We start from the raw sequence: 15,759 nt of genomic DNA, 5'->3' as shown, positions 1-15,759 counted from the left end.
GCGGGCGCAGGAGCGCCCCCGCCGTGCCCGCCTCAGGCCTGGACCCCCGCCCGGGCCACGTCGCCCGCGTCCTTCAGGTTGGCCACGTCCCAGGCCAGGGCCATCACCCGCCGGACCTGCGCCTCCGGCAGGATGCCCTCCGCGAGGTCGTTGAATTTCCGCTCCAGATCCGCGTCGCTCATCGGATTCTCGACGCTGCCGATCGCGTGCTCGATGTGCCGGGTCAGGGTGCGGCCGTCCGTGAGCGTCACCGTCATGTCGACCTGCTCGGGCCTGATTCCGGGCGTCACGGTCGGGACGACCTTGGCCCGCAGGGAAGCGATCTCGGGGTCGCGCACCGCCCGGTCGCTGAACTGCTTCTCGCCGCCCGCCCCCTCGGCCAGCGCCACCGCGACCGCGTGGGAGATGCTGAACTTGCCCTCGAGCCCGGAGCGCGGCGCGGTCTTGCCGGTCAGTTCAAGCACCAGCGGGTGGACCTTGAGGTCGACGCGGGCGATCTGGCCGGGGGTCAGGCGGTTCTCGTTGCGCAGCTGCACCGCGGCGTCGATGGCCGGATGCATGACGATGCCGCAGGCGAAGGGCTTGTAGGTGTTGAGCAGTGCCTCGTAGCGGCTCCCCAGCCCCTCGGTGATCTCCCGGTAATCCTGCTTGGTCGAGATCGTGTTGGCCCAGCCGCGCTTGGCCTCGATCATCGCGTCCGAACTCGTGTAGTTCTTCGACGCCAGGATGGCCGCGAAGAGCCCGTTGGCGGCGGCGCGGCCCGGATTGAAGCTCTTGTTCATCGAGCCGAAGGATTCGCGCAGGCCCACCGGCTGCGAGGCGGCGAGGCCGAGCGCCCAGACCATCTGCTGCTCGCTGAGCCCCATCAGCCGGCCCGCGGCGGCCGCGGCCCCGAACACGCCCGCGGTGCCGGTGATGTGCCAGCCGACGTCGTAGTGGTTGGGATAGACCGCGTTGCCGATCCGGCACTCGGTCTCGATGCCGAGCACCAGCGCGTTGAGGAAGTCCCGGCCCGGGACCGGGCGCATCTCGGCCAGGGCCAGGATCGCCGAGGCGACCGGGCCGGCCGGATGGATCACGGTCTTCAGGTGCGTGTCGTCGTAATCGAAGATGTGGCTCGACACGCCGTTCAGGAAGGCGGCGTTCATGATGTCGAAGCGCTCCGCGCGCCCGAACAGCCCGGCCTGGGGCGGGCCGGAGAAGGGCTGCAGGGCCGCGACCGCGACGTCGAGCGTCTCGTGGTGCGAGCCGCCGATGGCGACGCCCACCCAGTTCAGGAAGGTGCGGGTGCCCTCGCGCCGGACCGGTTCGGGCAGGTCCTCGTAGCGCGCCGTGGTCACGTAGCGGGCCAGCGCGCGGGTGACGTCGCGGGGCGCGGCCGGTTGCGGCGCGGCCGGCTCGGGCGCGGCCCGCGCGGCGGAGCCCGCGAGCGCGACGCCCGCGGCGCCGATCAGCGTGCGGCGGTCCAGCATGACCATGGCGTTTCCTCCGGTTGTTATGACACCCCTATACAACGCGCGGTGTCGGATCCGTCACCGGAGGCCGCGCCGGGCTCAGATCGCGACCGGGTCGGTATCCAGCCGGTCGTCGTCGGCCTCGTCGCGGGGCGGCCGGCGGGTGCGGCCGCGGCCGCGCTCGACCAGCGAGCGGCCGAGCGCCCGGAACGGGGCCGTGAGGCGGCGCAGGTCCTCGGCCCGCTCCATCAGCCGCTCGCCGTTGCGGATCTCGCGGTCGAGGCGGGCCATGGTGCGGGCGAGCGACGGGTCGTCGTCCTCGAGCCAAGTCTCCAGGGTGCGGGCGAAGGCGATCACCACGCCCTGGAGCTTGAGGCGGCCGAGCGGCCCCTCGGTGTCGATCCCGGCCGCGGCCAGCATGAAGCGCTGCGAGTTCAGGGCGACGCCGTTGAGGGCGGCGAGCGAGAGCGGGTCGCCGCGCAGCGCGAAGGCGATGCGGCGCAGGGCCGGCTTGTAGGGCGTCATCGCGTCGAGGCGGCGCATCAGCACGTCGAAGAGCCGCTCGCGGGCGGGCTCCTCGGCGAGGTCGTCGCCCGTGCCCTCCAGCACCTGCTTGTCGATCATGCGCGAGAAGCCGCCGAGCACCGCGCCCTTGGAGGGGAAGAGGTCGCGGAACTGCGCGAGGCTCACCCCCGCCTCGCGGGCGATGTCGGTGATCTCGATGTCGCTCCAGGGCTGCTCGGCGGCGAGCCGCATCAGCGCCTCGACGATCGCCTCCCGCGGATTGGCGGGCGCGGCCGCCGGCGCGTCGTCGGAAAGGGGCTTGCGGGCCATGCGATGCTCCGATGCGGGTTCCCCCTCCATGTAGGGGGTTCCGCGCGCGGCGGCAGGGTGGGGCGCTGCGGCGGGCTGTCGTAGCGGGTCAGCCCGACAGGTCCGCCGAGCGGGTCCTGGCCGCCGCCACCGCCTCGCGCAGGCGGTCCGGCAGCCCGCCCGCCCCCATCAGCACGGCGAGCGCCGCCGCCGTGGTGCCGCCCGGCGAGGTCACGTTCCGGCGCAGGGTGCCGGGATCGAGGGGGCTCTCGGCGAGGAGCGCGCCCGCCCCCGCGACGGTCTGGCGGGCGAGGCGGGCGGCGACCTCCGGCGGCAGGCCCGCGGCCGCCCCGGCCTCGGCCAGCGCCTCGGCGAGCAGGAAGACGTAGGCCGGGCCGGAGCCCGAGACCGCCGTGACGGCGTCGATCAGGCTCTCGTCGGCGAGCCACTCGACGAGGCCGATCCCGGAGAGGAGCGCGTCGGCCATGCGGCGCTGCCGGGCGCTGGTCTCGGGGCTCGCCGCCGCGCCGGTGGCCCCCTTGCCGATGCTCGCCGGCAGGTTGGGCATCGCCCGCACCACGGCCCGCGCCGCGGGCAGGCGGGCCTTGAGGTTCGCCACCGTCTTGCCCGCCAGCACCGAGAGCACGAGCGTGTCGGGACCGGCCAGGGGCGCGACCGCGGGGGCGGCCGCCTCCAGCCCCTGCGGCTTGATGGCGAGCACGAGCGCCTCGGGGGGCGTCAACCCCTGCGGGTTGAGGGCGATGCCGCGCCGGGCGCAGAGATCCGCGAGGTCGGCGGAGGCGCCGGGATCCACGACCGCGATGCGCGACCCGTCGAGCCCGCCCGCGAGCCAGCCCTCCAGCATCGCCCCGCCCATCTTGCCGGCGCCGACGAGGATCAGGGAGGCGGGGAGATCGGAGGCGTTCATGGGGAACCGGTCCATACCAGCCTCGAGGGTGAAATCCGGGTGGTTCGGCGCGAGGCAGACCTATCCCGAACCGGGCCGCGCGACCAGCCTCCCGCGCCGCGCCCTTCCCGCCTTCAGCCGACCGCCGCCCGGATCGCCGCGCGCACCCGCTCGGGCGCCTCGAAGGGCAGGAAATGCGTCGTGCCGGGCAAGGTCTCGACCGTGAGGCCGGGTGGGCGGTCCCGGTCGAGGGCGCAGGTGCTGTCCTGGGCGGCGCGCAGGATCAGGGCCGGCCGGGCGAGGCGGGCGAGGGCGCCCCAGATGTCGTGGCCGAGGGCGAGGAAGTTCGAGGCCTCCCAGGCGGGCGCGCAGGCGAGCTCCACCGTGCCGTCCGGCCGGTCGCGGAACCCATCCGCCACGTAATCGGCGAGCGCCGCGTCCGGCCAGGTGCGGAAGGCGCCCCGCCCGCGATAGGCGGCCTGCGCCGCCGCCCGCGACGGGAAGACCGGGCGCCGGCGCAGCGCCATGTCGGCGAGCGGCGAGTGGCGCCGGATCAGCCGGCGCAGCACCGGCAGGCGGGCGACGAGCGCGTCGCGCCGCCGCAGGATCACCGGATCGAGGAGCACGAGGTTGCGCACCCGGTCCGGCCGGCGCGCGGTCGCCAGCAGGGCGGCGGCGCCGCCCATCGAGTGGCCGACCAGCGTGAGCGGCTTTCCGCCGAGCCGGTCGAGCACGGCCACGAGATCTGCCGCGAGGTCGTCCCAGCCGCGGCGGCCGCGCGGCTCGGCCGGCAGCGTCGTGGCGCCGTGGCCGCGCTGGTCGTAGGCGAGGAGGCGCATCTCCCCGGCCAGCGGCGCGAGCAGGCTGCGGTAGGTGCGGGCCGTGAAGCCGTTGGCGTGCAGCAGCAGGGCGTCGGGCGGCCGGCCCGGGGGGCCGAAGGCGAGGGCCGCGACGCGCCCGCCCGACGGATCGCCGATGTCGAGCGTCTCGCGCGTGAAGGGGGCGTCCCGCACCTCGGCCGGCATCGTCCGTGTCTCCCTGTCCAGCCCTCTCCCTAGCGGGGGACGGCGAGGGACGGCAGGGGCCGTCCCGGCGCCCGGACGGGGGAGGGCATGTGCCCTCGGCATGGCCCGGCCGGTCATGGCCCGGCCGGTCATGGCCCGGCCGGTCATGGGCCGGTCCGCATGGCCCGGTCGGCCCGGCGCGAACGAAAGCGGGCGGCGACGGGGAACCCGTCGCCGCCCGCTTCGGCGCGAGGCGGACCCGGCGCGATCAGGCCATCTGGACGGCCCGGGCCTCGGCGGTCGCGGTGCTCGCCGCGCTCGAGAGGTAGCGCATCCGCAGGGGCTTGAGGACGAACAGGGCGAGCGCCGCCGCGGTGACGTTGAGCCCGATGATCAGCGCGAACACCGCCGACCAGCCATAGGCCGCCGAGACCATGCTGGCGAAGGGCACCAGGAAGGCCGCCGAGCCCTTGGCGGTGTAGAGCAGGCCCGCATTGCTCGTGGCGTACTTCGAGCCGAACGTGTCGCCGCAGGTGGCCGGGAACAGCGAGTAGATCTCGCCGAACACCCCGAAATAGACCGCCGTCGCGAAGACGAAGACGATCGGGTTCCGGCCGAAGAGAAGCAGCACGATCACGGCGGCGGCGGCGGTCGCGAATGCCATGAACATGGTGTTCTCGCGGCCGATATTGTCCGAGACCCAGCCGAAGAAGGGCCGCCCGAAGCCGTCGAAGATGCGGTCGAGCGAGATCGCGAAGGTGAGCGCCACCATCTGCAGGCCGAGCATGCTCACCGGCACGTCCGCGACCTTGAAGTCGTGGGCGATCGGGGCGATCTGGGCCGCCGTCATCAGGCCGCCCGAGGCCACCATGACGAACATCGCGTACATCACCCAGAAGACCGGCGTGCGCACCGCCTCGCCCGGGGTGCGGTCGACCTGCGATTGCGGCAGGCGCAGGCTCTTGCGCTTGACCGGGACGGCGACGCCGGGCTTGCGCAGCAGGAAGGAGAGCACGACCACCACGGCGCCCTGGATCAGCCCGAAGGTCAGGAAGGCCTGCTGGTAGCCGCTCGTCGCGATCATCTTGGCGATCGGCACCACGGTGAGGGCGGCGCCCGCCCCGAACCCGGCGGCGGTCGCGCCCGCGGCGAGGCCGCGGCGGTCCGGGAACCACTTCAGGGCGTTGCCCACGCAGGTGCCGTAGACCGCGCCGGCGCCGATGCCGCCGATCACCGCCCCGGCGTAGAGGAGCGGGAGCGATTCCGCGTAGGCGTCGAGGACCCAGGCCAGCGCGATCATCACGCCCCCGAAGAAGACCACGACCTGCGGGCCGTAGCGGTCCACGAACCACGCCTCGACCGGCACCAGCCACGTCTCGGTCGCCACGAAGATCGTGAAGGCGAACTGGATGGCCGTGCGCCCCCAGTGGAACTTGGCATCGATCGGGTCGACGAAGAGGGTCCATCCGTACTGGAGGTTGGCGATCATCGCCATGCACACGATGCCGAACGCGAGCTGCCACCACTTCGCGGACGAGGCGTCCTGACGTTCCATCCCTGATTCCCCTTGTTGGTCGGGCTCGGCGCCCGCGGCGCGGAGAATGCACTAAAATTCCTGGTATGCAACATACCAACTGAGGCAACGAGAGGCAGTGCGGTATGATGCCGATTGTGGCCGCAGGATGGCCCGGCGGGCTTCGCTCAGGCGCCGCGCGGGCGCGCGATCCGGGAGCCGCCGTGATCAACCGGATCCCGTCTCAGCCCTCGATCATCGTCCGGATGCGGGTCGCGATGGTCTCGATCGGGAAGGGCTTGGTGAGCAGTTCCATGCCGGGCGCCAGCATGCCGCCGGCGCGGGCCGCGGTCTCGGCATAGCCGGTGATGAACAGCACCTTGAGCCCGGGCCGGGCCGCCCGGGCGAGGTCGGCGAGGCGGCGCCCGTCGAGGCCGGGCAGCCCGATATCGGTGACGAGGAGGTCGATCGGCGTCTCCGAGGTCAGGATGGCGAGCCCGCCCGGGCCGTCCGCGGCCTCCAGCGCCCGGTAGCCGAGATCCTCCAGCACCTCGACGATCAGCCCGCGCACCGCCGTCTCGTCGTCCACGATAAGCACCGTCTCCCCGCGCCCGCGGCGGATCGCGCCGGCGGCCCGCTCGCCGGCCTCCGCGAGGTCGGGCCCCTGGTAGCGGGGCAGGTAGAGGCGGATCTCGGTCCCGCGCCCCACCTCCGAGCGCATCGCCACACAGCCCTCCGACTGGCGGGCGAAGCCGTAGACCATCGAGAGGCCGAGGCCAGTGCCCTGGCCGATCGGCTTGGTGGTGAAGAAGGGCTCCACCGCCCGCGCCATCACCTCGGGCGGCATACCGGTGCCCGTATCGGCGACCCGGATGCAGACGTACTCGCCCGGCGGGACCTCGCAGGGGGAGGCCTCCGGCGCGCCCAGCACCGCGTTGGCGGTCTCGATCGTGAGCCGCCCGCCCTCCGGCATCGCGTCGCGGGCGTTGATCGCGAGGTTCAGGATCGCGCTCTCCAGCTGGGGCGGGTCGCAGAGCGTCACCCAGAGATGCGCCGGGGTGACGATCTCCAGCCGCACCGCCTCGCCGATGCTGCGCCGCAGGAGGTCCTCCATGCCGGCGACGAGGCCGCCCGCCTCCACGGGCTTCGGGTCCAGGGGCTGGCGGCGGGCGAAGGCGAGGAGCCGGTGGGTCAGCGCCGCGGCGCGGTTCGCCGAGGTCATCGCCGTGCGCGCGTAGCGCTCCAGCGTGTCGATCCGCCCCTGGGCGAGGCGCGTCTGCATCATGTCGAGGGAGCCGATGATGCCGGTGAGGAGGTTGTTGAAGTCGTGGGCGATGCCGCCGGTGAGCTGGCCCACCGCCTCCATCTTCTGGGCTTGGCGCAGCTGCGCCTCCGCCTCCTCGCGGGCCGTGACCGCCCGCGCCCGCTCGGTCGCGGCGAGCGCCGCGGCGGCGTCCGCCCGCATCTGGCGCTTGAGGGCGAGCACGATCAGGATCACCGCCGCCACACAGGCGAGCGCCGCGCTCGCGACCAGGATCGCCTCGCGGTGCCAGCCGGCCAGCACCTCGTCGCGGGTGCGGGTGACGTTGACCACGAGGGCGTAGTCGCGGGTCGAGCGGGTCGAGACGAGGCGCCACAGCCCGTCCATCGAGTCGGATATCTCGTAGAAGCCCGACCGCGCCTCCAGGAAGGGGGCCTCGAAGGCCCGGATGCGGAACTGGCGCCCCACCCCCGGCACCGGCGGCTCGCGGGTCATCAGTACGCCGTCGCGCCGCCACAGGCTGATCGCGGCCTGGCCGCCGAGGTTGAGGGAGCGGTAGAAGCGGTCGAAGTAGCTGAGGTCGATCGCCCCGAGGACGAGGCCCATGAAGCGCCCGTCCGCCGCGGCGAGGCGCCGGGCGAGGTAGAAGGTCCAGGTGCCGTTGCCCCGGTTCTGCACCGGCTCGGTGACGTAGGGCTCGCTCAGCGGCGTGTCGCGCAGGTGCGCGAAGTAGTCCCGGTCCGAGAGGTTGATCGGCGGGATCGGGTAGCCGCGGGAGAAGTTGATCAGGTGCCCGTCCGCCGCCACGAGGGTCACCGCGTCGAGCTGCGGCACCCCGGCGAGCTTGCCCCGCAGCAGATCGTGCGTGTCGCGCCCGGCCTTGAGGCGGGCGAACTCCTCCGGCGTGGCGATGCCCTCGGCGGCGTAGAGGTCGATCACGCTCTGGAGCACGAGGTTGACGCTCTGGAGCGTGCGCGCCGCGTCCTCGGCCAGGACCGTGTTCAGGGTCGCGAGTTCGCGCTGCGCGTCGTCGAGGGCGCGCTGGCGCATCTCCAGCACGAGGCCGCCCGCCGCCGCCAGGATGAGGAGGCTCGGCAGCAGCGCGGTCAGCACGAAGGCGGAGCGCCGCGGCAGCCGGCGCAGGGCGTCCCATCCGGCGCGGAGCCGCGCGCGCCGGGGCGGCCGGCGCGGCAGCAGGCCCGACAGGGGCGGGGCCGGCCGCGCGGCGGGGTCGGAGGGGAGGCCCACGGCGTCAGACCGGCGGGGACCGCTCGATCTCGCGAAGCGCGAGATCGGCGAGCCAGCGCAGGAGCGTCTCCCCGTCCGCGTCGAGGAAGCGCGGCCGCGTGTCGGCGACGCAGAGCGTGCCGATGCAGTGGCCCTGGGCCAGGATCAGCGGCTGCCCGGCGTAGAAGCGCAGGTAGGGCGGGCCGACCACCGCCGGGTTGTCGGCGAAGCGGCTGTCCAGGAGCGTGTCGGGGACCACGAGGGGCAGGCGGGCGCCGCTCCCGTCCGAGGCCGCCACCGCGTGGGCGCAGAGCGAGGCGTCGCGGGGCGTCTCGCGAAAGGGGAAGCCGGCCTTCGCCTTGAACCATTGCCGGTCCCGGTCGACGAGGCTGAGGGCCGCGAAGGGCGTCGCGAGGCTCTGGGCGGCCAGGGTCACCAGCCGGTCGAACCGCTCCTCGGGCGGCGTGTCGAGGAGGCCGAGGCCGTGCAGGGCGGCGAGCCGCTCGGCCTCCCGCGGCGGCTTGGCGGCGCGCGCCCAGCGGCAGGCGGTGCGCATCAGCCAGGCCCGCAGGCGGGTGCGGGCGTAGCTCGGGGTGAAGGGCGTGACGAGCCGGTCGCTGATGCCGATCGCCTCGTCGCCGCGCCGGTCGCCCGACCGGCTCACCAGCACGATCGGCAGGTCCTGCCCGGCCGGGCCGAGGGCCCGCACGGCCGCGCAGAGCGCGGCGAGGCGCTCGGCCGGCTCGGCCCCGTTCTCGATCACCGCCAGGGCCGGCCGGTGCTGGCGGACGGCCCGCGCCACGGCCTCGGCGGTGAGCGCCGTCTCGTGCACGGCGACGCCGTCGCCGCGCAGGAGGGCGGCGAGGCGCTCGGCCTCGCCCGGGTCGGCGGCGGCGATCACCACCGACTGCGCCGCGAGCGCCGAGCCCACCGCCTCGCGCGCCGAGCGGGCGCGGGCCGCCGCCGGCGCGGATTGCCGGGCCGCCGCGAGGTCGATCGCCTGCCCCTCGGCGGCGGCGAAGAGGTCGAGATCCTCGACGCGGTACCGCGCCACCAGGGCGTCCAGGCTGTCGTCGTCGCGCTGGGGGTCGTGGTGCATCAGGGCGAGCCGCGCCGCCCCCGCCTCCCGGGCGACGCGGCGGGCGTACTCGACGGTGCTGTGGCCCCAGCCGAGCTTCGCCTGGTACTCGGCGGCGGTGTATTGCGCGTCGTGGATCACGAGGTCGGCCCCGCGCAGGAACTCGGCGTGGCGGCGGTCGAGCCCCTCGGGCGGGGCGGTGCCGTCCGCGGCGGCGGTGCAGAAGGGCTCGTGGTCGAGGGCGTAGACCAGCGTCGCCCCGTCGGCGGTGAGGCGGTAGCCGAGCGTCAGGGCCGGGTGGTTGAGGTAGTGGGTCTCGACCGCGACGTCGTCGCCCTCGCCGAGGGACAATTCGCCCTCGACGAGTTCGTGGTAGCGGATGGTGGCGCCGAGCTGCTCCAGGGAGACCGGGAAGTAGCTGTACTGCATCTGTCCCGAGAGGGTCTCGCGCAGGGAGGCCCCGAGGCCGCGCGGCGCGTAGATGTCCCACTCGTTGCCCGGCGCGAAGAAGGGCGCGAAGAACGGCACGCCCTGGATGTGGTCCCAGTGCGTGTGGGTGATGAGGACGTGGCCGCGCAGGGGCCGGCCCGCCGCGGCGAGTTCCTGGCCGAGGGCGTAGGCGCCCGTGCCCATGTCGAGGATCACGAGCGTGCCGCGCGCCGTGCGCACCGCCACGCAGGAGGTGTTGCCGCCGTAGCGGATCGTGCGCGGACCTGGGATCGGCAGGGAGCCCCGTGTCCCGAAGAACCGAACCTGCATGGCCCCCCCTCCCGCAGCCGGCCATTCGCGCATCCGAGCGGAGGAGGGAACTTTTGGCGAGAACCGGCCGCGCTTCAAGCGCTGTTCTCGCCCGGGCCGCGGCGGAGCGGCGGAATGGCGGCAATCCGACAAGTCCCGGCGCCCCGCCGGCCGGCTGCGGGCCCGCGCGGCGGGCCCAGGCCCCGGCCGGGACAGGTCTTCCGCCCGCACCGGGCGGGAGCAGGCCGGCGGGCTTACTTCCTCAATAGGGGCTGTCATTGTGGTGGGGGCTGTAGAGTGTCGGGGCGGATTGTCCCCTGCCGTAATCGTAGCCGTCGTTGGACGGGTTGCCGGAGGGGTTCGGGCGCCCGCCGCCGCCCCGGACCGGCCCCAGCGGCGCATGGTGTCGGCCATCATCCGGTCGCCCTCGGCCGCGCGACGAGGCCCGCGAGCGCCGTGCCGGCGAGGGACGGGTCGGAGACCGTCTTGGCGAAATCCGCGCCCTTGGCGGCCGTGTAGACGACCCGCCCGCCCTCCTCGACGAAGAGCACGTCGGCGATGCCCGGGCGCGCCGCGACGCGGCGGGCGGCCTCCTGCACCTTGGCGTGGCGGCGCCCGTACATCATCCCGGTGCCGGCGCCGTCGAGGGCGAGGCGCTCCTCGACCGTCGCGGGGGCGGTGAAGGCCCTCACCACCGCGTCGAAGTCGGGCTTGCCGGGGTCCAGGGTCTCGATCAGGTCCGGCAGGTTCGCGGCGACCTGCGGCAGGCTCGCCAGGGCCTGCACCTCGTCGACGAGGCGCGCCGCCGCCAGCTCGATCCCGGTCTTGCGGGCCGTCGCCGCGAAGGCGAGGCGCTCCTGGGCGGAGTCCACCAGCCCCGCCCGGGCCGCGTACCAGCTCAGGCTCCCCATGACGCCGGCGCTGAGGAGCGCGAGGCCGACCGTCATGGCCGGAAGACGAGCCCGGAGACTTGCGAACACCGCCATGACCCTGCCCCTGATGCGGGATGCGGGCAGATTTCTACCGAGGAAGTAAAATCATCGTGAAGTGATGTGCCGGATCTGATCGCCGTCATGGCGCCGATCTGGTGCCGCGCGACTGACGTAGGGGAGGCGAAAGAATGGACGAGCCGGGGGACGATTTCTGACGAAAAGGAGCCCTGCGGGCGCAAGCGGGGCGGTTTGTCGGATGGATGACGGCCGCCGTGCGGATGCGTAAGACGGCGGATCCGCCCCGGCCCGGAGATCGCCGTGCTCGCCCCGTCCGCATCCAGCCCGTCCTCCGACCCGCCCCCGACCCGCTTCAACGCCGCGCGCCACTGCCTGGAGGCGCAGGCGCGCCGTCATCCCGACAAGCCCGCCCTGATCCTCGCGGGGGAGGGCGGGGCCGCGCAGGTGCTGAGCTACGGTGAGATCGACCGGGCGGTGCGCGCCGTCGCGGCGGGCCTGCTCGCCCTCGGCCTCGCGCCGGGCAGCCGGGTGATGATCCGCATGGGCAACGACGCCGATTACGCGATCGTGTACTTCGCGGCGCTGGCCGCCGGGCTGGTGGCGCAGCCCTCCTCGCCCCAGCTCACCCCCGCCGAGGCGGCCTTCCTGCTGGAGGATTCGGGAGCCGCCGCGGTGGTGGCGGCGGAGGATTGCCCCCTCGATCCCGCCTCCCTGCGCGGCCGCGCGCTGCTGCGGCCCGCCGACGTGGCGCGCCTGCGGGCCGGGACGCCGCTCGCCGCCTACGCCGACACCGCGGCCGAGGACCCGGCCTCCCTCGTCTACACCTCGGGCACGACGCGCCGGCCGAAGGGCGTGCTGCACGCCCACCGCGCCGTCTGGGGCCGGCGCCCGATGCACGACCACTGGCTCGGGCTCACCGGGGACGACGTCGTGCTGCATGCCGGCACCATGAACTGGACCTACACGCTGGGCGTCGGGATCCAGGATCCCTGGGCGCGCGGGGCGACGGCGGTGCTCTACACCGGCCCGCGCGACCCGGCCCTGTGGCCCGCCCTGATCGCCCGCACGCGCGCCACCCTGTTCGCCGCGGTGCCGAGCCTCTACCGGCAGATCCTGAAATACGCCGATTTGTCCGCCCACGACCTGTCGCGCCTGCGCCACGGCATCACGGCGGGCGAGGCGCTCTCCCCCGAGCTCCTCGCCGCCTGGACGGCGGCGACCGGCAAGCCCCTCTACGAGGCGCTCGGCATGAGCGAGGTCTCGACCTACGTCTCGACCGGCCCGACCGTGCCGGTGCGGCCGGGCTCGCCGGGCCGGCCCCAGCCCGGGCGGCGCGTCGCCATCCTCCCGCCCGAGGGCGAGCCCGTGCCGCTGCCGGCGGGCGAGACCGGGCTCCTCGCCGTGCACCGCTCCGATCCCGGGCTGATGCTCGGCTACTGGAACCGCCCCGACGAGGAGGCGGCGGTGATCCGGGGCGAGTGGTTCGCGGGCGGCGACCTCGCCCGGCTCGACGCGGACGGCTACGTCTGGTTCGAGGGCCGCCACGACGACCTGATGAACGCCTTCGGCTACCGGGTCTCGCCGAACGAGGTCGAGGCGGCGCTGATCGGCCACCCGGAGGTGCAGGAGGTGGCGGTCGCCGAGCGGGCCGTGCGGGCGGACGTGCGGGTCGTCGCCGCCTACGTGGTGCCGAGGCCCGGGGCCGCGCCGGAGGCGGAGGATCTGCTCGCGTGGTGCCGCGCGCGCCTCGCGGCCTACAAGTGCCCGCGCGAGATCGTGTTCCTGGAGGCGCTGCCGCGCACGCCGAACGGCAAGGTGCAGAGGAAGCGGCTCGCCGAGGCGGCGGGGGCCTGAGGGCCCGGCCCGGTGCGCCCCTTGCGCGCGGCGGGCGGCCCGGGCCACACCGTCACGCCGGCCGCCACGGGAGGATCCCCCCGCATGAAGCTGTTCATCGCCTCCCTGGCGACCGAGACCAACACCTTCGCGCCGCTGCCGACCGGGCGGCCCGCCTTCCTGGCGGACTACGCCCGTCGCGATGGCAGCCGCAACCCGCCGCGCCTGAGCAATATCGGGCTGATCGCGTGGCGCCGCCTCGCCGAGGCGGACGGGCACGAGGTGGTCGAGAGCCTCTCGACCTTCGCCCAGCCCGGCGGGATCACCCTGCGGGCCGTCTACGAGGACCTGCGCGACGCGCTCCTGGCCGACCTCGAGGCCGCCGGGCCGGTCGACGCCGTGCTGCTCTTCATGCACGGCGCCATGGTGGCCGAGGGCTACGACGATTGCGAGGGCGACACCCTCGCCCGGGTGCGCGGCATCGTCGGGCCGGGCGTGCCGGTCGGCGTCGAGCTCGACCTGCACTGCCACCTCACCGAGACGATGCGGCAGGCCGCCGACGTCATGGTCATCTACAAGGAGTACCCCCACACCGACATCGTCGCGCGCGCCCGCGACCTCTACCCGCTGGTGATCGCCGCCGCCGAGGGGCGGATCCGGCCGGTGATGGCCTACGCGGATTGCCGGATGGTGAGCCTCTGGCGCACCTCCGACCCGCCCGTGCGCCGCTTCGTCGACCGCATGAGCGCCGCGGAGGGCCGCGACGGGATCCTGTCGGTCTCCTTCGGCCACGGCTTCCCCTGGGCGGACGTCGCCGATGTCGGCGCCAAGATGCTGGTCGTGGCCGACGGCGACGAGGCCGCGGCGGCGGCGCTCGCGCGCAGCCTCGCCGCCGAGGTCTGGGCCATGCGCGAGGAGGCCGCGACCCCCTACGTCACCATCGACGCGGCGATCGACCGGGCGCTCGCCTGCGACGATCCCCGCCCGATGGTGCTCGCCGACGTCGCCGACAATGCCGGGGCGGGCGCCCCCTCCGACAACACGGCGATCCTGCGCCGCCTCGTCGCGCGCGGCGTCCGGGACGCGGCGAGCGGCCTCTACTGGGATCCGGGGGCGGTCGGCATCTGCCGGGAGGCCGGAATCGGCGCGCGCTTCACCCTGCGGGTCGGCGGCAAGTGCGGCGTGACCTCCGGCGACCCCGTCGACCTCGCCGTCACGGTGCGCGGCCTGGCGGACGACCACAGCCAGGCGGGCCTGAGCGGCGGGCGGGCGCTGCTCGGCCCGAGCGCCTGGGTCGAGGCGGACGGGATCCACCTCGTGCTGACGAGCCAGCGCCAGCAGCCCTTCGACCCGGACGCCTTCACGGGCCTCGGCCTCACCCTGCACGACAAGCGCCTCGTCGTCGTGAAGTCGATGCAGCACTTCCACGCCGCCTTCGCGGGCCTCGCGAGCGCGGTGCTCTACGTGGCGGCCCCGGGCGCGGTGCCGCCGGACTTCGCCGCCCTGCCCCTCACCAAGAAGGCCGGGCCCTGGTGGCCCCGCGACCCCAACCCCTTCGGTGCCGCATGATTCCCTCCGGGCTGCCCCTCGACCTCGACGCGATGCTGGCGACGCTCCGCCCCTGGGTGGAATGCGAGAGCCCGACCTTCGCCACGCCGGCCGTCAACCGCATGATGGCGCTCGCCGCCCGCGACCTCGCGGTGGCGGGGGCGCGCATCGAGGTCGTGCCCGGCCGGATGGGCCTCGGCGACTGCGTGCGCGCCCGCTTCCCCCACCCGCGGCCCGAGACGCCCGGCATCCTGGTGCTCGGCCACATGGACACGGTGCATCCCGTGGGCACGCTGGAGGTCCTGCCCTGGCGCCGCGAGGGCGGGCGCGTCCACGGCCCCGGCATCCTCGACATGAAGGGCGGCAACCTCCTCGCCCTGGAGGCGATCCGGGCGCTCGGGCGGGCCGGGATCGCGACGCCGCTGCCGGTCACGGTGCTGCTCACCGGCGACGAGGAGATCGGCAGTCCCTCGACCCGCGACCTGATCGAGGCGGAGGCCTCGCGCCACCGCTACGTCCTGGTGCCGGAACCGGGCCACGAGGACAACGGCGTGGTGACGGGCCGCTACGCGATCGCGCGCTTCGTCCTGGAGGCCACGGGCCGGCCGAGCCATGCCGGGGCGCGGCTCGGCGAGGGGCGCTCGGCGGTGCGCGCCTTCGCCCGCAAGATCCTGGCGATCGAGGCGATGTCGGGGGAGGATTGCACCTTCAGCGTCGGCATCGTGCAGGGTGGCCAGTGGGTGAACTGCGTGCCGACGCGGTGCCGGGGCGAGGCGCTCAGCATGGCCAAGCGCCAGGCCGACCTCGACCGGGGCGTGGCGCGCATGCTCGCCCTCTCGGGCACGGAGGACGACGTCGCCTTCACGGTGACGCGCGGGGTCACCCGCCCGGTCTGGGAGCCGGACGCCGAGACCCTCGCCCTCTACGAGACCGCCCGCGCCCTCGCGGCGGCCGAGGGGCTGGCCCTGCCGCATCGCAGCGCCGGGGGCGGCTCGGACGGCAACTTCACCGGGGCGATGGGCATCCCGACCCTCGACGGGCTCGGGGCGATCGGGCGCGGCTACCACACCCTCGAGGAGCAGATCGACGAGGCGAGCCTGGTGAGCCGGGCGCGGCTCTTCGCGGGGCTGCTCGCGATGCTGCGCTGAGCCGGGGGCGCCCGCCATCGTCCCGTCGCGCAGCCGCCCCTCGAGCCACGATGGTAGACCCAACCCACCTCCTTGGCGATGAGCGGCCAGAGATCGGTCATGAAATCCAATGTTCCGGTCCCGGCCTTGAGACGGAGGCGTGTTATCTGTTCGGCATTCAAGAAGGTTGGCTGATAGCGGGGCGCGGCCTCGATCCGAAGCTCCGCGCGCGACAGGTAGGGAACGCCGCGCCTCGATCCGGCGAGACTGCGCGGCTCATGTCTCGACGTGACAGGCTGTCCCGAA

At 74.4% G+C, this 15,759-nt stretch carries 11 protein-coding genes; 3 read left to right on the top strand and 8 right to left on the bottom strand.

Translation table 11 applies throughout. The features are described 5' to 3' along the window. Positions 1 to 32 precede the first annotated feature (32 nt). The 8 genes from QA634_RS04410 to QA634_RS04375 all read right to left on the bottom strand — a co-directional run bounded on the left by QA634_RS04410 (position 33) and on the right by QA634_RS04375 (position 10,981). On the bottom strand, positions 33 to 1,478 hold the full coding sequence (locus QA634_RS04410) for an MmgE/PrpD family protein (protein WP_012330850.1): 1,446 nt from the start codon (positions 1,476 to 1,478) through the stop codon (positions 33 to 35). Positions 1,479 to 1,553: 75 nt separating this feature from the next. Beyond that, positions 1,554 to 2,288, bottom strand: coding sequence for a TetR family transcriptional regulator (locus tag QA634_RS04405; RefSeq protein ID WP_012330849.1), 735 nt, complete (start codon positions 2,286 to 2,288; stop codon positions 1,554 to 1,556). A gap of 88 nt (positions 2,289 to 2,376) precedes the next feature. After that, on the bottom strand, positions 2,377 to 3,210 hold the full coding sequence (proC, locus tag QA634_RS04400) for a pyrroline-5-carboxylate reductase (protein WP_012330848.1): 834 nt from the start codon (positions 3,208 to 3,210) through the stop codon (positions 2,377 to 2,379). Positions 3,211 to 3,308: 98 nt separating this feature from the next. Continuing rightward, the gene (locus tag QA634_RS04395) at positions 3,309 to 4,199 is read right to left on the bottom strand and encodes an alpha/beta fold hydrolase (protein WP_012330847.1); all 891 of its coding nucleotides are present in this window, start codon (positions 4,197 to 4,199) and stop codon (positions 3,309 to 3,311) included. Positions 4,200 to 4,446: 247 nt separating this feature from the next. Next, positions 4,447 to 5,733, bottom strand: a complete 1,287-nt coding sequence (oxlT, locus tag QA634_RS04390) for an oxalate/formate MFS antiporter (protein WP_012330846.1) — start codon at positions 5,731 to 5,733, stop codon at positions 4,447 to 4,449. 202 nt (positions 5,734 to 5,935) lie between these two features. Beyond that, positions 5,936 to 8,200 (bottom strand): hybrid sensor histidine kinase/response regulator, encoded by a 2,265-nt coding sequence (locus QA634_RS04385; protein WP_012330845.1) that lies wholly within the window; start codon positions 8,198 to 8,200, stop codon positions 5,936 to 5,938. A gap of 4 nt (positions 8,201 to 8,204) precedes the next feature. After that, positions 8,205 to 10,016, bottom strand: coding sequence for an MBL fold metallo-hydrolase (locus QA634_RS04380; RefSeq protein WP_012330844.1), 1,812 nt, complete (start codon positions 10,014 to 10,016; stop codon positions 8,205 to 8,207). 392 nt (positions 10,017 to 10,408) lie between these two features. Then, a complete protein-coding gene (locus QA634_RS04375; RefSeq protein WP_012330843.1) occupies positions 10,409 to 10,981 on the bottom strand; it encodes a hypothetical protein in 573 nt (190 codons plus the stop codon). A 264-nt stretch (positions 10,982 to 11,245) separates the two neighbouring features. On the opposite strand from QA634_RS04375, the gene QA634_RS04370 reads away from it, so the two are divergent. From QA634_RS04370 to QA634_RS04360, 3 genes are all read left to right on the top strand, one after another. Next, a complete protein-coding gene (locus tag QA634_RS04370) occupies positions 11,246 to 12,799 on the top strand; it encodes a class I adenylate-forming enzyme family protein (RefSeq protein WP_012330842.1) in 1,554 nt (517 codons plus the stop codon). 84 nt (positions 12,800 to 12,883) lie between these two features. Further along, positions 12,884 to 14,347 carry a M81 family metallopeptidase gene (locus QA634_RS04365; protein WP_012330841.1) on the top strand — a complete coding sequence of 488 codons (1,464 nt, stop codon included), beginning with the start codon at positions 12,884 to 12,886 and terminating at the stop codon, positions 14,345 to 14,347. Then, complete coding sequence (locus tag QA634_RS04360; RefSeq protein WP_012330840.1) at positions 14,344 to 15,474, top strand: M20/M25/M40 family metallo-hydrolase; 1,131 nt, start codon at positions 14,344 to 14,346, stop codon at positions 15,472 to 15,474. The genes QA634_RS04365 and QA634_RS04360 overlap by 4 nt, the downstream gene beginning before the upstream one ends. Positions 15,475 to 15,759 lie beyond the last annotated feature (285 nt).

Source organism: Methylobacterium sp. CB376 (assembly GCF_029714205.1).
Classification (GTDB): domain Bacteria; phylum Pseudomonadota; class Alphaproteobacteria; order Rhizobiales; family Beijerinckiaceae; genus Methylobacterium.
This window is presented reverse-complemented; position numbering and strand designations above follow the sequence as displayed.

Bases quoted from the DNA above. Each gene is read 5' to 3' on its own strand.
- QA634_RS04410 (WP_012330850.1), bottom strand. From the start codon at position 1,478: ATGGTCATGCTGGACCGCCGCACGCTGATCGGCGCCGCGGGCGTCGCG.
- QA634_RS04405 (WP_012330849.1), bottom strand. From the start codon at position 2,288: ATGGCCCGCAAGCCCCTTTCCGACGACGCGCCGGCGGCCGCGCCCGCC.
- proC (WP_012330848.1), bottom strand. From the start codon at position 3,210: ATGGACCGGTTCCCCATGAACGCCTCCGATCTCCCCGCCTCCCTGATC.
- QA634_RS04395 (WP_012330847.1), bottom strand. From the start codon at position 4,199: ATGCCGGCCGAGGTGCGGGACGCCCCCTTCACGCGCGAGACGCTCGAC.
- oxlT (WP_012330846.1), bottom strand. From the start codon at position 5,733: ATGGAACGTCAGGACGCCTCGTCCGCGAAGTGGTGGCAGCTCGCGTTC.
- QA634_RS04380 (WP_012330844.1), bottom strand. From the start codon at position 10,016: ATGCAGGTTCGGTTCTTCGGGACACGGGGCTCCCTGCCGATCCCAGGT.
- QA634_RS04375 (WP_012330843.1), bottom strand. From the start codon at position 10,981: ATGGCGGTGTTCGCAAGTCTCCGGGCTCGTCTTCCGGCCATGACGGTC.
- QA634_RS04365 (WP_012330841.1), top strand. From the start codon at position 12,884: ATGAAGCTGTTCATCGCCTCCCTGGCGACCGAGACCAACACCTTCGCG.
- QA634_RS04360 (WP_012330840.1), top strand. From the start codon at position 14,344: ATGATTCCCTCCGGGCTGCCCCTCGACCTCGACGCGATGCTGGCGACG.